The organism is Amycolatopsis japonica (genome assembly GCF_000732925.1).
GTDB lineage: Bacteria > Actinomycetota > Actinomycetes > Mycobacteriales > Pseudonocardiaceae > Amycolatopsis > Amycolatopsis japonica.
Map to the genome: position 1 here is coordinate 565,858 of NZ_CP008953.1, position 14,278 is coordinate 580,135.

At 68.6% G+C, this 14,278-nt stretch carries 14 protein-coding genes; 10 read left to right on the plus strand and 4 right to left on the minus strand.

The features are described from left to right. Positions 1–41: 41 nt before the first annotated feature. The 5 genes from AJAP_RS02870 (at position 42) to AJAP_RS02890 (ending at position 5,310) form a co-directional block, all read left to right on the plus strand. Complete coding sequence (locus tag AJAP_RS02870) at positions 42–413, plus strand: hypothetical protein (RefSeq protein WP_038507956.1); 372 nt, start codon at positions 42–44, stop codon at positions 411–413. A 471-nt stretch (positions 414–884) separates the two neighbouring features. Next, entirely contained in the window at positions 885–1,580 is a 696-nt protein-coding gene (gene pdxH, locus AJAP_RS02875) for a pyridoxamine 5'-phosphate oxidase (protein ID WP_038507957.1), read from the plus strand. A 356-nt stretch (positions 1,581–1,936) separates the two neighbouring features. After that, entirely contained in the window at positions 1,937–3,220 is a 1,284-nt protein-coding gene (locus AJAP_RS02880) for an MFS transporter (RefSeq protein ID WP_016337490.1), read from the plus strand. A gap of 24 nt (positions 3,221–3,244) precedes the next feature. Next, positions 3,245–3,829, plus strand: a complete 585-nt coding sequence (locus AJAP_RS02885) for a DUF3558 family protein (protein WP_038507959.1) — start codon at positions 3,245–3,247, stop codon at positions 3,827–3,829. A 95-nt stretch (positions 3,830–3,924) separates the two neighbouring features. Then, positions 3,925–5,310 carry an APC family permease gene (locus AJAP_RS02890; protein WP_038507961.1) on the plus strand — a complete coding sequence of 462 codons (1,386 nt, stop codon included), beginning with the start codon at positions 3,925–3,927 and terminating at the stop codon, positions 5,308–5,310. On the opposite strand, the gene AJAP_RS02895 is transcribed toward AJAP_RS02890, so the two are convergent. From AJAP_RS02895 to AJAP_RS02905, 3 genes are read right to left on the minus strand one after another with little or no spacing between them, the layout of a single operon-like run. After that, positions 5,307–6,134 (minus strand): MBL fold metallo-hydrolase, encoded by an 828-nt coding sequence (locus AJAP_RS02895; RefSeq protein ID WP_038507963.1) that lies wholly within the window; start codon positions 6,132–6,134, stop codon positions 5,307–5,309. The two genes, AJAP_RS02890 and AJAP_RS02895, sit on opposite strands and share 4 nt — an antisense overlap. Further along, positions 6,131–6,961 (minus strand): MBL fold metallo-hydrolase, encoded by an 831-nt coding sequence (locus AJAP_RS02900; protein ID WP_038507965.1) that lies wholly within the window; start codon positions 6,959–6,961, stop codon positions 6,131–6,133. The genes AJAP_RS02895 and AJAP_RS02900 overlap by 4 nt, the downstream gene beginning before the upstream one ends. Next, positions 6,961–7,524 (minus strand): TetR/AcrR family transcriptional regulator, encoded by a 564-nt coding sequence (locus AJAP_RS02905; protein WP_038507968.1) that lies wholly within the window; start codon positions 7,522–7,524, stop codon positions 6,961–6,963. The genes AJAP_RS02900 and AJAP_RS02905 overlap by 1 nt, the downstream gene beginning before the upstream one ends. A 123-nt stretch (positions 7,525–7,647) precedes the next feature. On the opposite strand from AJAP_RS02905, the gene AJAP_RS02910 reads away from it, so the two are divergent. After that, positions 7,648–8,364 (plus strand): helix-turn-helix domain-containing protein, encoded by a 717-nt coding sequence (locus tag AJAP_RS02910; RefSeq protein WP_038507970.1) that lies wholly within the window; start codon positions 7,648–7,650, stop codon positions 8,362–8,364. A gap of 315 nt (positions 8,365–8,679) precedes the next feature. Here the strand turns inward: AJAP_RS02910 and AJAP_RS02915 are convergent, their stop codons facing one another. Then, positions 8,680–10,188 carry a fatty acyl-CoA synthetase gene (locus AJAP_RS02915; RefSeq protein ID WP_038507971.1) on the minus strand — a complete coding sequence of 503 codons (1,509 nt, stop codon included), beginning with the start codon at positions 10,186–10,188 and terminating at the stop codon, positions 8,680–8,682. 52 nt (positions 10,189–10,240) lie between these two features. On the opposite strand from AJAP_RS02915, the gene AJAP_RS02920 reads away from it, so the two are divergent. The 4 genes from AJAP_RS02920 (at position 10,241) to AJAP_RS02935 (ending at position 14,232) form a co-directional block, all read left to right on the plus strand. Beyond that, a complete protein-coding gene (locus tag AJAP_RS02920) occupies positions 10,241–11,146 on the plus strand; it encodes an aldose 1-epimerase family protein (protein ID WP_038507973.1) in 906 nt (301 codons plus the stop codon). A gap of 1 nt (position 11,147) precedes the next feature. Further along, positions 11,148–11,630 carry a GNAT family N-acetyltransferase gene (locus AJAP_RS02925; protein ID WP_038507975.1) on the plus strand — a complete coding sequence of 161 codons (483 nt, stop codon included), beginning with the start codon at positions 11,148–11,150 and terminating at the stop codon, positions 11,628–11,630. An 11-nt stretch (positions 11,631–11,641) separates the two neighbouring features. Further along, the gene (locus tag AJAP_RS02930) at positions 11,642–12,871 is read left to right on the plus strand and encodes an amidohydrolase (RefSeq protein WP_038507977.1); all 1,230 of its coding nucleotides are present in this window, start codon (positions 11,642–11,644) and stop codon (positions 12,869–12,871) included. A gap of 287 nt (positions 12,872–13,158) precedes the next feature. Next, complete coding sequence (locus AJAP_RS02935) at positions 13,159–14,232, plus strand: IS110 family RNA-guided transposase (protein WP_038508549.1); 1,074 nt, start codon at positions 13,159–13,161, stop codon at positions 14,230–14,232. The last annotated feature ends 46 nt before the right edge of the window (positions 14,233–14,278 follow it).

A 14,278-nucleotide genomic window follows, 5' to 3' on the forward strand; every position in this document is an offset into this window, starting at 1 on the left:
GGCGGGTGAATCTTCGCCCGCCCTTCGGGAGGGAGCAGAGGATGAAAATTCGTTCGGCCGCGGCGTGCGTCGCGGGGGCGGCGCTCGTGTCCACTTTGCTCGGTGCGGGGCAGGCGAACGCGACCAGACCGTCCAGTCTGGTCATCAGCCCGAGCGCCGTCGTCGCAGGTGGGACGGTCACCGCGGATATCTACTGCCTGCGCCCGTCCGGTGCGGGCGAGCTCGCGACGTCCCTCGTCGCGGACGGTCTCGCCGCCCCGATCCCCTTGCGCGTGGTGGGCGACGGCGGGACCGGCGGCATCGGTGTCGCGTTGCGCGGCGACGGTCCGGTGGGGACGGTGCCTGGGCGCTACACGGCGGCTTACGACTGCTGGGGCTGGATCGTTCGCGCGGAGTTCACTGTCACGAACTGACAGAAGCGAAGGCCGGTTTCGGGACGCGAATTGCCGTCCCGGAGCCGACCCTCGCTGACACATCAGGGGGAGATGTTCCGGGCGGTAATTTCTGTCAATCGACAGAATTGGCTCCGGCGGGCGCGGGCGCCGTCGTGAAAACCGGAAGAATTGTTCGCGGCGCGCCGAAATACCGGCGAAACAAAGTGGAAAGAATTCCTCGCCGATCCACGCGGACCCGGTCTGTCCAGGGCATTTCCGCCGTTTGTGGAGGCGGACGCGATTTCGCGGGACCGACGTTCGACCTTGATCGATCAGGCTCGGCCGGGTAACGGGGAGGTGACGGCTTGCGGTCCGGCGGCTACACACAGATGATCCAGCAGGGGTGGCGGGTGTCACCGTTCAGTGGGTTTCGCCGCCGCGTCGGAGGCAATACCGTCGGCGGCAAAGCCGAAGTCACAGATGCCCCGACCGGGTACGGAGGTTTGGCGGATGATGCCGGAGATCAAGAACGGCGCTGCTGGCGCTGCCGACGGAGACAACGCCGTCGTGCGCCTGCCCGGGATGCGGGTGGCCTACGAAGGGGCGGCCTTCGACGAGTCCGCGCTGGCGGAGACCTGGACCGACCAACTGCAGGACTGGCTGAACCAGGCCGTCTCCGCCGGGATCGCCGAACCGAACGCGATGGTGCTCGCCACGGCCGACCCGGAGGGCAGGCCGTCCTCCCGGACCGTCCTGTGCAAGGGCCTCGACGAGCGCGGCGTCGTGTTCTACACGAACTACACCTCCACCAAGAGCCACGACCTCACCGCGACGCGCTACGCGTCGGTCACCTTCCCCTGGTACCCCCTGCAGCGGCAGGTCCACGTGCGCGGCGAGGTGGAGAAGGTCAACGTCGCCGAGACCGCCGAGTACTGGGCGTCCCGCCCGCGGGGTTCGCAGCTCGGGGCCTGGGCCTCGCCGCAGTCCCGCGTCGTCGACGGCCGCCGCGCCCTCGAGACCGCGCTGCACGGCATCGAGCGCCGCTTCGCCGACGTCGAGAACATCCCGTTCCCGCCACACTGGGGCGGGTGGCGCATCCGGCCCGACGTCGTCGAGTTCTGGCAGGGCCGCGAGGACCGCATGCACGACAGGCTCCGCTACGTGCGGACCGACGACGGCTGGCAGATCGAGCGCGTCGCGCCGTAATTTTTGTCTGTGTTTTTTGTCGAGCGCTGACGAAAAGCGCGCCGAAGGGGCGCCCGGACCGCTTGCCACTCGCGTTGGGAGCGGAGGGAGCCCCTTCATCGCGTTTTCGTGGGCCTTCGGCCCGAAAGAGGGCGCGCGACGGTGAAGTCTCCCCGTCGCGCTGGCGCGCTCCCGGGAGACCGTTGGGTCGCCCGGGGCTCGGTGCGGTTACGGATGTGGGCTGAAGGGGACTTTCGCCGCGTCTCATGAGGTGAAAGCTCCCTTCACCGCGTCTGACGTGGGGAAAGGCCCCTTCGGCCACCGGGTGACATAAATCGCGCGCGGATGGTTAGTTAGCGCGGCTAAGCTGTCTGGTTGTGAGTGACGACGTGGGGGTTGAGCAGCGCAAAGGCGTCCGCAAGCTGTTCGGCTCGATCGTCGTCGACACCCGGCCGCTCAAGATCCCCGCGTTCCGCCGCCTCTGGCTCTCCACCGCGGTCACCGCGATCGGCAGCCAGCTCACCGCCGTCGCGGTCCCGAAACAGGTCTTCGACCTCACCGGATCGTCCGCGTACGTCGGCCTGACCGGCCTGGTCGCCCTGATCCCGCTGCTCGTCTTCGGACTCTGGGGCGGCGCCATCGCGGACGCCGTCGACCGCCGCAAGCTGCTCCTCGTCACCAACGTCGGGGTCACGCTCACCTCGGTGGTCCTGTGGCTCCAGGCGTTCCTGAACGTCGGCTCCGTCTGGCTCGTGCTGGGCCTGCTCGCGGTCAACCAGGCGTTCTTCGCGGTCAACATGCCGACCCGCAGCGCCGTCGTGGCCCGGCTGGTCCCGGACAATCTGATCGCGCCCGCGACCGCGCTGAGCAGCACGATGGCCACCTTCGGCGCGGTCTTCGGCCCGCTGCTCGCCGGTTCGCTGATCCCGATCCTCGGCCTCTCGACGCTCTACCTGATCGACGTCCTCGCACTGACCTTGACCCTCGTCGCGGTCTACCGGCTTCCCCCGATCCCGCCGCTCGGCGAGATCGCGCGCCGGGCCGGGATCCGCGACATCATCGACGGCTTCAAATACCTGGCCACCCAGAAGATCCTGCTGGCTTCGTTCCTCGTCGACATCATCGCGATGGTCGCGGGCATGCCGCGCGCGCTGATCCCGGAGATGGCGGAGCGCACCTTCGGCGATCCGCCCGGCGGCGGTCCGGCGCTGGGCTGGCTGTACGCGGCGCTGCCCGCAGGCGCGATGCTGATCGGCCTCTTCTCCGGCTGGCTGACCAGGATCCGTAACCAAGGCGCGGGCGTGATCGTCTCGGTCTGCGTCTGGGGCGCCGCGGTCGCCGGTTTCGGGCTCGCGAACTCGCTGTGGCTCGCGGTGTTCTTCATGGCGCTCGCCGGCGCGGCCGACATGGTCAGCGCGATCTACCGGATGTCGATCCTGCAGGTCGCCACCACCGACGAGATGCGCGGGCGCCTCCAGGGCGTGTTCACCGTCGTCGTCGCGGGCGGTCCGCGGATCGCCGACCTCACCCACGGCTGGGCGGCCGCCGGTGTCGGCACGGCCGCCGCGGCCTCCGGCGGCGGGGTGCTGGTCATCGTGCTGGTCGTCGGCGCGGCGCTGCTGATCCCGTCCTTCTGGCGGTACCGGGCCCCAGCGGACTGAGCCATCCGGTCTATCGTCGGGCCCATGCGTATTTCACGGGCGATCATCCTGTTCGCCGCTGTCATCGCGACCCTTTCCGCCTGCTCGTCCGGCGACGAGAAGACGGACAACGTGGCCAAGCCGTCGAGCCAGGCCCCCTCGCCCTCCGCCGCGCCGAGTTCGTCGCCCGCTCCCACCGGTGGCGCCGGTGCGAAGGAGCCGTGCGCGCTGCTGCCCGCCGAGGCCGTCGGCAAGGCCGTCTCCATCCAGGGCGTGACGTCGGCGCCGGGCCCGGTGCAGGACAACGCCGCCAACGGGGGCAAGGCCAAGAGCTGCGTCTACTCGGCCGCCGGCAAGCAGATCGGCGCGCTCGCCGTGACCCGGTTCGAGGGCAACAAGATCAAGCCCGCCGAGATGGTCGCGGCGCTGAAGAAGGCGAAGCAGAACGCGAAGGACGTCGCCGGTGTCGGCGAGGGCGCCATCTATTACACCGACGAGAACAAGACCGCGACGCTGGCGGCCGCCGAACTCGTGGACAACGTCCCGGTGCTGGTCAACTACACCGGTCCGGCGAAGATGACGCAGGACATGATGACCCCGTTGGTGAAGACCGCGGTCGACGCCAACTGAGCGATTTACCCAGAAGCGGCCTTCGTCAACCCGTGACGAAGAACTGACCAAATCGGACTGTCGGCCACAGACGTGATGCGGCACACTCTTGCCGCATGGCGGACACGACGACAACAGAACAGACCGGTCCGGCCGGTCAGCCGAGCCTCAAACGGGTCATGGGTTCCAAGCTCCTGCTGTTCTTCGTGGTGGGGGACATCATCGGGACGGGCGTCTACGCGCTCACCGGGCAGGTGGCGGGCCGGGTGGGCGGCGCGCTCTGGCTGCCGTTCCTGATCGCGTTCGTGGTCGCGTTCATGACCGCGTTCAGCTACCTGGAACTGGTCGGGAAGTACCCGCAGGCGGCGGGGGCCGCGCTCTACACGCACAAGGCGTTCAAGATCCGCTTCCTCACCTTCATGGTGGCGTTCGCGGTGATGTGCTCCGGGATCACGTCGGCCTCGTCGGCGGCGAAGGCGTTCGGGGACACGTATCTCAAGGAGTTCATCACCGCGCCGATGCCGCTGGTGGCGATCCTGTTCGTGATCGGCCTCGCGCTGATCAACTTCCGCGGGGTCTCCGAATCGGTGAAGACCAACGTGGTGCTGACCTGCATCGAGATCGGCGGTCTGCTGATCGTCATCGGGGTCGGCGTGTGGGCGGTGCTGAACGGCAACGGGGACGCCTCGCGGCTGGTCGAGTTCGACACCGAGAACCAGACGATGCTGGTGGCGATCACCTCGGCGACGTCGCTGGCGTTCTTCGCGATGGTCGGTTTCGAGGACTCGGTGAACATGGCCGAGGAGTGCAAGGACCCGATCCGGATCTTCCCGAAGGCGATGCTGTGGGGCATGGTCATCGCCGCGACCATCTACATCATGGTCTCGGTGACCTCTTCGCTGTTGGTGCCCGCGGACGATCTGGCGGCGGCCAAGAGCAGCGCGCTGCTGAAGGTGCTCGACGTCGGGGCACCCGGCTTCCCGCGCGAGGTGTTCTCCGCGATCGGTCTGTTCGCGGTCATCAACTCGGCGCTGATCAACATGCTGATGGCCAGCCGCCTGCTCTACGGCATGGCGAACCAGCGGATCATCCCGAAGCAGCTGGGCACCGTGCACCCGTTCCGCCGCAGCCCGTGGGTGGCGATCGTGTTCACCAGCCTGATCGCGATCGCCCTGGTGTCCTTTGTGGACATCGGTGTGCTCGGCGGCACCACGGCGTTGCTGCTGCTGGCGGTGTTCGCCATCGTCAACGTCGCGGTGCTGGTGCTGCGCAAGGAAAAGGTTTCGCACAAGCATTTCCGCGCGCCGACGATCGTCCCGGTGCTGGCCGCGATCTTCTGCGTCTACCTGGTGACGCCGTTGTCCGGACGGCCCGCGCGCGACTACAAGGTCGCCGCGATCCTGCTCGGCGTCGGCATCGTGCTGTGGGGGATCAACTGGCTCGTCATGCGGGCCACGCACAGTGAAGAAGACCGGCGGCCCATCGAGCCGCCGGTCGGCTAGCCGCGGCTGAGCGCCTGGTACTCCACCGGGCTGTGGGCCGAGAACACGGTGACGTCGTCGGCGTGTTCTCGGCTCAGCTCGCGCAGCCGCTCGACGTTCTCCAGCCGCGGTTTGCGCAGCGTCTGCACCATGTTCTGGAACGCGGTCATCCCCGGCGGGCAATGCGGTTTCACCGGGTCCATCTGACCGTGGAAGAAGTACGCGTCGCCCGCGTGCAGCAGCCAGCCGTCACCGGTGTCGACCGCGACGCCGGTGTGGCCCTTGGTGTGTCCCGCGAGCGGCACCAGCAGGATCTCCGGCGGCAGGCCCTTCAGCTCGCGGACGGCCTGGAAGCCGAACCAGTCGTCGCCTGCCTCGTCGTACATGCTCCACAGTGGACGGTGGGCGAACTGGTTGGCGCGGAAGCGGAGCTTCTCGCTCTGGTTCGACGGCGCCGTCGCCGCGTCGTGCTCCGCGGTACGGACGTGCACGACGGCGTTCGGGAAGTCCGCGAGCCCGCCCGCGTGGTCGACGTCGAGGTGGGTGCAGATGATGTGCCGGACGTCTTCGAGCTTGTGGCCGAGCGCCTCGACGTGGTGGGCCGCAGTCTCCGTCTCGACCGGCTTCGCACCGACCATGATCGTGAACGGCGTGCCGAGCCACGCGCCGGGATTCGCGACGCCCTTGCGGCCGAAGCCGGTGTCCACCAGCACGAGGCCGTCGCCGGTCTCGATGAGCAGGCAGTGCGCCACCAGCTCCGAGCGGCGCAGGAGCCCGGGCTGGCCGTCGAGCAGCTTGCCTCCCGGTGCGCGCATCGTGCCGCAGTTCAGGTGGTGCACCTTCATAGCCTGCTCCTCTGGCTGAGCCGTTCGAATGCGGTGGCGTCGTGCGCGGCGAAGACCGTCACTTCGGCACCGTTGTTACTGACAAGTTCGCGCAGCCGGCGCTGGTTGTCCAGTCGTGCCGTCTTCTCCGTCTGCATGTACGACTCGAAGAAGCCCAAAGCGGCGGGGATGTGCGGCTTTTGCTCCAGTTCGCCGCCGTGGAAGACGGCGTCGCCCGCGTTGAGAAGCCAACCGTCACCCGTGTCGATCGCGATCCCGGCGTGGCCGCGGGTGTGCCCGGCGAGGGGGATGAGCAGGACGTCCGGGACGCCTTCGAGCTCGCGGACCGCGTCGAAACCGAACCACGGCTCGCCGTCGGCGCGGTACGGGCGCCAGACCGGCCCGTGGTCGAACTGGACCTTGCGGTAGCGGCTCGCCTCCTTGCGGTCGATCGGCTTCTCCAGTGCCTGGAGCTCGCGGGCGTGGACGTGGACCCGCGCCTGGGGGAAGTCGACGAGCCCGCCCGCGTGGTCGAGGTCGAGGTGGGTGAGCACGATGTCGCGCACGTCGGCCGGGTCGAAGCCGAGCTTGCGGATCTGGGTGGTGGCGCTGAGGTCGTCGTCGCTGTCGGGGTGCACCAGCCGGACGAAACCGGCGCCGAGCCATTCGACCGGCCGGGTGACGGTGGGGGTCCCGACACCGGTCTCGATGAGCACGAGCCCGTTGTCGGTCTCCAGCAGAAGGCAGTGACAGATCAGCTCGGCGCGGCGGAAGAGCCCGGGCTTGCCATCGACGAGCTTGCCGCCGATCGGCCGCATGGTTCCGCAGTTCAGGTGATGGATGCGCATCAGGAGAGCTCCCGTTCGAGTGTGACGCGGAGGTGAGGGGCGATCGCGCGCAGCGGCGCGGTGTCGTGCAACGTCTTGGCCAGCAGCAAGCCGCCCTCGATGGCGGCGAGGACGACCGTCGCCAGCTGGTCCGCCTTGTCGGTGTCCAGCGCGTCGGCGATGACGGTGTGCCAGGACTTGTAGCCGTCGGCGCAGGCCTGGCGGATCGCCTCGCTGTCCCCCGACGCGTCGAGCGCGACCGTCGCGAGCGGGCAGCCGCGCTGGAAATCCGACTCCTCCAACGAGGTCGCCAGCGCGTCGACCACGTTCTCGATACCGGTGACGATGTCGGGCGCGTTCGCGGCGATCGTGCGCAGCTGGTCGCACAGCCGGTCGGCGGACTGGCGGATGGCCTCGGCGGCCAGCTGCTCCTTGCCGCCGGGGAAGTGGAAGTAGAGCGAGCCCTTGGGCGCGCCGACGGCGGCGACGAGCTGGTTGAGCCCGGTGGCGTGGTAACCCTGCTGGTGGAAGAGGTCGGCGGCGGAGTCGAGCATGCGCTGCCGGGTGTCGGTGCGGCGAACCATGCGGCCGACTGTAGCTCAAACTATGACGACCGGTCTAGTAAATCTCGATTTACACAAACCCTCTTGTTTGCGAATTTTTGTGTAAACTGGCCGCGAACCTGTCGGCGAGCGAAGGGAGCGGACATGGTCGACTCGGCCCAGTTGCTCCCGGTCGCGCAGGCGGCCCGAGCTCTGGATATCTCGCGAGAGCGTGTCCGTGAACTCGTGCACGGCGGCAGGCTCGACGCGGTCCGGATAGGCCGTGAACTGCTGGTCGACGCCCGGTCGGTCGAACATCGGAAGAGCGTGGTGAAGCCCGCGGCCGGCCGGCCGCTCTCCGCTCGGATGGCGTGGGGTTTCCTGTGGTCGTTGAGCGGCTACCAGCCGGCGTGGATCTCCCCGTCGGAACGGGTCAGGCTCAAGCGCTACGCGCGGGAACGCGTGCCCGCCCAATGGCCACGCCTGCTCTCCGGTCGCGCGCGTGTGCACCGTGTGCGAATGCTGCCTGGACCGCTCGCGCGGCTGCGGGAAGATCTGCACGCTGTCGTCAGCGGCCCTGTCGCCGCAGGGCGCCACGGCGCCGATCTGATGGCGGGCAGCGCCGATGAAGAGTTCTACGTGGAGGCCGCGCGGTTTGACGAACTCGCGCGGTCACGGCGGCTCCGCCTGGACAGCGCGGAACCCAACGCGGTGATCCGTGTTCCCGCCCTGTCCGGCGTTCTGCGCCCGCCGGGAACGGACGGTCTTGCGATCCTGGCGGCTGTCGCGGCGGACCTCCTCGACGCGGGGGACGAGCGTTCTGTCGTTGCGGCACAACAACTTCTCACTCGTTTGGGCGAGGTCCATAAGCTCGGCGAATGAGCGATTCCGTGCCGAGGGCAGGCTGGCGTTCCCGCCGACTGTGTGGATTTTGGGGCGTTGGATGACCAGAAATCCACACGGTCGGCCGTGATCGGACCGGTCACGACCGCCGACCGCGTACGCCGAGTCGCCAGTGTCCTGCCTCAGAAGTTCGCGTCGTAAGTCCACCTCGGCAAACCGGACGCAGGGCATTCACGACAAGACCCCTCATCTCACGCGACGAAGGGCGCCTTACCCGCGTCCCATGCGGTGAAAGTCCCCTTCAGCTACCCCGAGGCCAGAAACACTTAAGACACGAACTTCCGGCGCAGGACGTTAGACGCCGATCGCCGACGCTGACCCGCCGAACTGTTGCCGCAGCTCGCGTTTGAGCAGCTTGCCGGACGCGTTCTTCGGCAGTTCGCCGACGAAATGCACCGACTTCGGCACCTTGTGCGCCGCCAGCGACTTCTTGGCGAACTCGATCAGTTCCGCTTCGTCGACGGGTTCCTTCACCACGACCACCGCGGCGATCGCCTCGATCCACCGTTCGTGTGGCAGGCCGACGACGGCGACCTCGGCCACGGCGGGATGCGCGTACAGTGCGTCTTCCACCTCGCGCGACGCGACGAGCACGCCGCCGGTGTTGACGACGTCCTTGATCCGGTCGACGACGAACAGATAGCCCTCTTCGTCCTGCCGCACCAGATCACCGGAATGGAACCAGCCGCCCGCGAACGCCTCCACCGACTCCTCGGGCTTGCCCCAGTAACCCGTGCACAGCTGGGGAGAGCGATAGACGACCTCGCCGAGTTCGCCCGGCGGGAGGTCGTTCATCTCGGCGTCCACCACCCGCGTCTCGACGAAAAGGATCGGGCGGCCGACGGAATCCGGGCGTGCGTCGTGCTCTTCGGGCCGCAGGACCGTCGCGAGTGGACCGATCTCCGATTGCCCGAAGCAGTTGTAGAACCCGACTTCCGGCAGCCGGGCGCGGAGCGCGTTCAGCACCGGGACGGGCATGATCGACGCGCCGTAGTACGCCTTGGTGAGGCAGCTCAGATCCGCGTCCGCGAGGCCGGGATGGTTCGCGAGTCCCACCCAGACGGTCGGCGGGAAGAACAGGGAAGTGATGCCCTGGCGGGGAATCCGCGCCAGGATGTCGCCGAGATCGGGCCCCTCGACGAGATGGTTCGTCGCGCCGACGGCCAGCCCGGGCATGAGGAACACGTGCATCTGCGCCGAGTGGTACAGCGGCAACGCGTGCAGCGGCACGTCGCGGTCGCTCAGGTCGAGCGCGGCGATGCAGGACGAGTACTCGTGCACCAGCGCGCGATGGGTGAGCATCGCGCCCTTCGGCCGCGAGGTCGTCCCGGACGTGTAGAGCAGCTGGACGAGGTCGTCGTCCGAGACCCCGGATTCCTCGTGCGGCACGACGGCTTCGTCCAGTGCCCACTCCAGAACGTCCACTGTGGACACATGCTCGACACCGACGTGCTCGGCCAGCGCGGGGTCGACGAAGGCGACGGCGGGCTCGGACTGCGTGAGCAGGTACTCGAGTTCCTCGCCGCGGGCGTTGAAGTTCACCGGCACGTGCACCAGCCCGGCCCGCGCGCAACCGAGGTACAGCAACAGATACGCGTCGGAATTCTTCCCGAAGGCCGCGACCCGGTCACCGTGGACGAGTCCGCGATCGAGCAGCTTCGCCGCGACCCGGCCGGCCGCGCGGTCGAGTTCCGCGTACGTCCACACGCGATCGGCGAACGTGAGGGCGACCCGGCCCGGGACGCGGCGCGCGCTCCGTTCCAGAACGCGGCCGACGGTGCTGGGGTAGCCGGGAACGGTCATCGCGGCGGTCTCCTTCGTCCGGGCGTGGCGTTCTCACAGTAACCTCGTCGGCATGGCCAATCCCACCGGAGAGCAGTTCGAGATCACCCGCGGCAACGCGCGAGCCGTCATCACCGAGATCGGTGCCGGGTTGCGCGCGTTCGAGGTCGGCGGGGTGCCCTACGTCGAGGCGTTCGCCGAGGACGAGAAGCCACCGAAGGGCGCCGGGCAGGTACTGCTGCCCTGGCCGAACCGCACCAAAGGCGGCCAGTGGGACTACCAGGGCGAGAAGCAGCAGCTCCCGATCACCGAAGAGGCGCGCGGCAACGCGATCCACGGCCTGACCAGGCACGAGGAGTGGGAGCTCCTCGAACACGCGGAGTCGTCGATCACCCTGGCCATCGACGTCCCGGCGCAGGAAGGCTGGCCGGTGCCGCTGCGCGCGACGATCACCTACGAGATCTCGCCGCGCGAGCTGGTCGTCACGCACGAGATCCGCAACGAGGGCGAGAGCCCCATCGGAGTCGGGCTCGGCACGCACCCGTACTTCCGCATCGGCGACGTGCCCACCGACGAGCTGACCCTGACGCTGCCCGCGAGCCGGGTCCGGCCGTATCTCGGCGACGAGCAGATGCCGTACGCCGACGAGCAGGACGTCGAGGGGACCGAGTACGACTTCCGGTCCGGCAAGCTGCTCGAAGGCGTCGACCTGGACACGGCGTTCGGTGGGCTGGCCGTCGCCGAGGACGGCAACCATCATCACGTCCTCTCGCACGAGGACCGGGAGCTGCTGGTCTGGGCCGGGCCGGATTTCCGCTGGGCGCAGGTCTTCACCCCGGACGACCTGGTCGGCCGCGGCCGGGCGGTGGCGATCGAGCCGATGACCTGTCCCGCCGACGCGCTCAACACCGGCACCGACCTGATCGAGCTGGAGCCCGCGTCGTCGTGGACCGGGAGCTGGGGAATCCGGGTGCGCTGAGATGTCGCTGCTCCGCCTGGGCCCCGCCGACGCGGGCGAGGTGCTCACACTGCAGCGCGCGGCGTACGTCCCGGAGGCCAGGGCGCACGAGAACATCGACCTCCCGCCGCTGACGGAGACCTTCGAGCAGACCAAAGCGGCTCTGGGTGATCCCGCGTGTTCCACCTGGGGCATCAGGGAATCCGGGCGGCTGGTGGCGAGCGTCCGGATCGTCGTGGACGGCGGCGCCGGTCTCGTCGGCAGGCTCATCGTCGCCCCGGACAGGCAGGGACACGGCCTCGGCAGCTCCTTGCTGCTCGCCGCCGAAGACGCCGCGCCGCCTTCGGTGACCGTGTTCCGCCTGTTCACCGGGGAGCGGAGCGCGGGGCCGCTGCGGATGTACCGGAAGCTCGGCTACGTCGAGACGCACCGCACGCCCGAGAAGCACTACCAACTGGTCCATTTCGAAAAGCCCCGCGTGCGGACCGGCGGCCCAGTTCGTTAGCGTGTCAAAGTATGTCTGACAAAGCACAGGTCAAGGCCATCGTCGGTGGTTACGTCGTCCCGGTCGACGGTGATCCCATCGACGGCGGCACGGTCCTCATCGAGAACGGGAAGATCGCCGCGGTCGGCACGGACGCCGACGTCGACATCCCCGACGACGCCGAACTGATCGACGCCGCGGGCAGCTGGGTGCTGCCCGGGTTCATCGACGCGCACGCCCACCTCGGCGTGCACGAAGACGGCGAAGGCTGGTCCGGGAACGACACCAACGAGATGACCGACCCCAACGGCGCGCGGTTCCGCGCGATCGACGGGATCGACCCGTACGAGCCCGGCTTCGACGACGCGCTCGCGGGCGGCGTCACCAGCGTCGTCATCAAACCCGGCTCGGGGAACCCCATCGGCGGGCAGACGATCGGCGTCAAGACCTGGGGCCGGACCGTGCTCGACATGATCTTCGCCGAGGGCGTCAGCGTGAAGAGCGCGCTCGGTGAGAACCCGAAGCGCGTGTACGGCGAGAAGAAGCAGACGCCGTCGACCAGGCTCGGCGTCGCGTCGACCATCCGCGACGCCTTCACCGCCGCGCGCAACTACGCCGCCCAGCGCGAGCACGCCGCCGGCGAGGGCAAGCCGTTCGACGTCGACCTCACCAAGGAGACGCTGGCCAAGGTCCTGGACGGGGAGCTGTACTGGGACCAGCACGTCCACCGCGCCGACGACATGGTCACCGCGATCCGGCTGGCCGACGAGTTCGGCTACAAACTGGTGATCAACCACGGCACCGAAGGCCACCTGATCGCGGACCTGCTCGCCGAGCGGGAGGTGCCGGTGATCCTCGGGCCGCTGTTCACCACCAAGTCCAAAGTGGAGCTGCGCAACCGCACCCTGCGCGCGCCCGGCATCCTCGCCAGGGCGGGCGTGAAGATCGCGATCACCACGGACCACCCGGTCGTGCCGATCAACTTCCTGGTGTACCAGGCCGCGCTGTCGGTGAAGGACGGGCTCGACCCGGAGACCGCGCTCAAGGCGCTGACCGTCAACCCGGCCGCGATGCTGGACCTCGACGACCAGGTCGGCTCGCTGAAGCCGGGCCTCGACGCCGACGTGGTCATCTGGTCGGGCGACCCGCTGGACGTGATGAACCGGGCGATGCGCGTGTTCGTGCGCGGTCGCGAGGTCTACCACTTCGACGAGGAGACCGGGGTCGGTGTCGCCGAAGATCGGCGTTACCGCGAGGCCTGAGCCGGATCTCAGGCTTGGGGCGTGATGTGAAAGCCACAGTGATGATGATGTGTGTGGATGGAGTTCTGGCGGGGTCTGGCTCGGAAAGCCACTGACGCCCTGGTTGGGGTTGTCTTGCGAAAGATCTGCCGGCTCGTGCTGGGTCTCTGTTCATGCACGTGACCAGGCCGGGGATGTGACTTGATAGGAGCCTGTGCCACCAGGACACCCATCACTGTGTTGTCCATCCCGGCCCGGTACGTGCCATCCGTTCAACCCGATCGAGACACGGAATGGCAGTGACCAGGATGACCGATCAGCAGCATGCCGTCGACACGACCCTGGTGACCGGCGGGGTCGATACCCATAAGGACACCCACACCGCCGCCGCGCTGGATCACCTCGGGCGGTGTCTGGGGACCCGCACGTTCCCGGCCACCACGGCCGGATACACGGCTCTGCTGGCCTGGTTGGGCGGGTTTGGCGTGGTCACCGGGGTGGGTGTCGAGGGCACCGGTTCCTACGGCGCCGGGCTGGCCCGCCACCTGGCCGCCGAGGACGTCACGGTGGTGGAGGTCAACCAGCCCGACCGGCACACCCGCCGCCGCGCAGGGAAAACCGATGCCCAGGACGCGATCAACGCCGCCCGCGCCGTGCTGTCCGGTCAGGCCGGCACGACCCCGAAAGCAGGCACTGGCCCCGCCGCGGCGATCTCCGCACTGCGCACAGCACTCAACGGAGCGGTCAAGTCCCGCACCGCCGCGCTCAACCAGCTCGACGCCCTGATCGTCACCGCCCCCGCGGCGCTGCGCGAAACCCTCACCCCGCTCACCGGCACCACCTTGATCACCACCTGCGCCCGGCTCCGCCCCGGCACCGACCTCACCGACCCGCGCACCGCCGTCAAAACCGCGCTACGCCGCCTCGCCCGCCGCATCCAGCACCTCACCGACGAAATCACCGACACCAAAACAGAACTGGCCACCCTGACCCGGCAGGCACTGCCCGCCACCACCGCCCTGTTCGGCGTCGGCCCCGACACCGCCGCGCAACTCCTGACCACCGCCGGCGACAACCCCGACCGCATCACCACTGAAGCCCGCTTCGCGCACCTCTGCGGCGCCGCACCCATCCACGCCAGCAGCGGCCGCACCACCCGCCACCGCCTCAACCGCGGCGGCGACCGCCACGCCAACGCCGCCCTCTACCGCATCGCCATCGTCCGCATGCGCCACTGCCCCAGCACCCGCGCCTACGTCGAACGACGCACCACCGAAGGACTCCCCAAACGCCACATCATCCGCTGCCTCAAACGCTACATAGCCCGCGAAATCCACCAAGCCCTCATCGCAGACCTCGCCACCCTCACCCACACCCCTTGACATCAATAGGAGCATCTTTCGCAACCTTCAACGTTGCGAAAGTGGC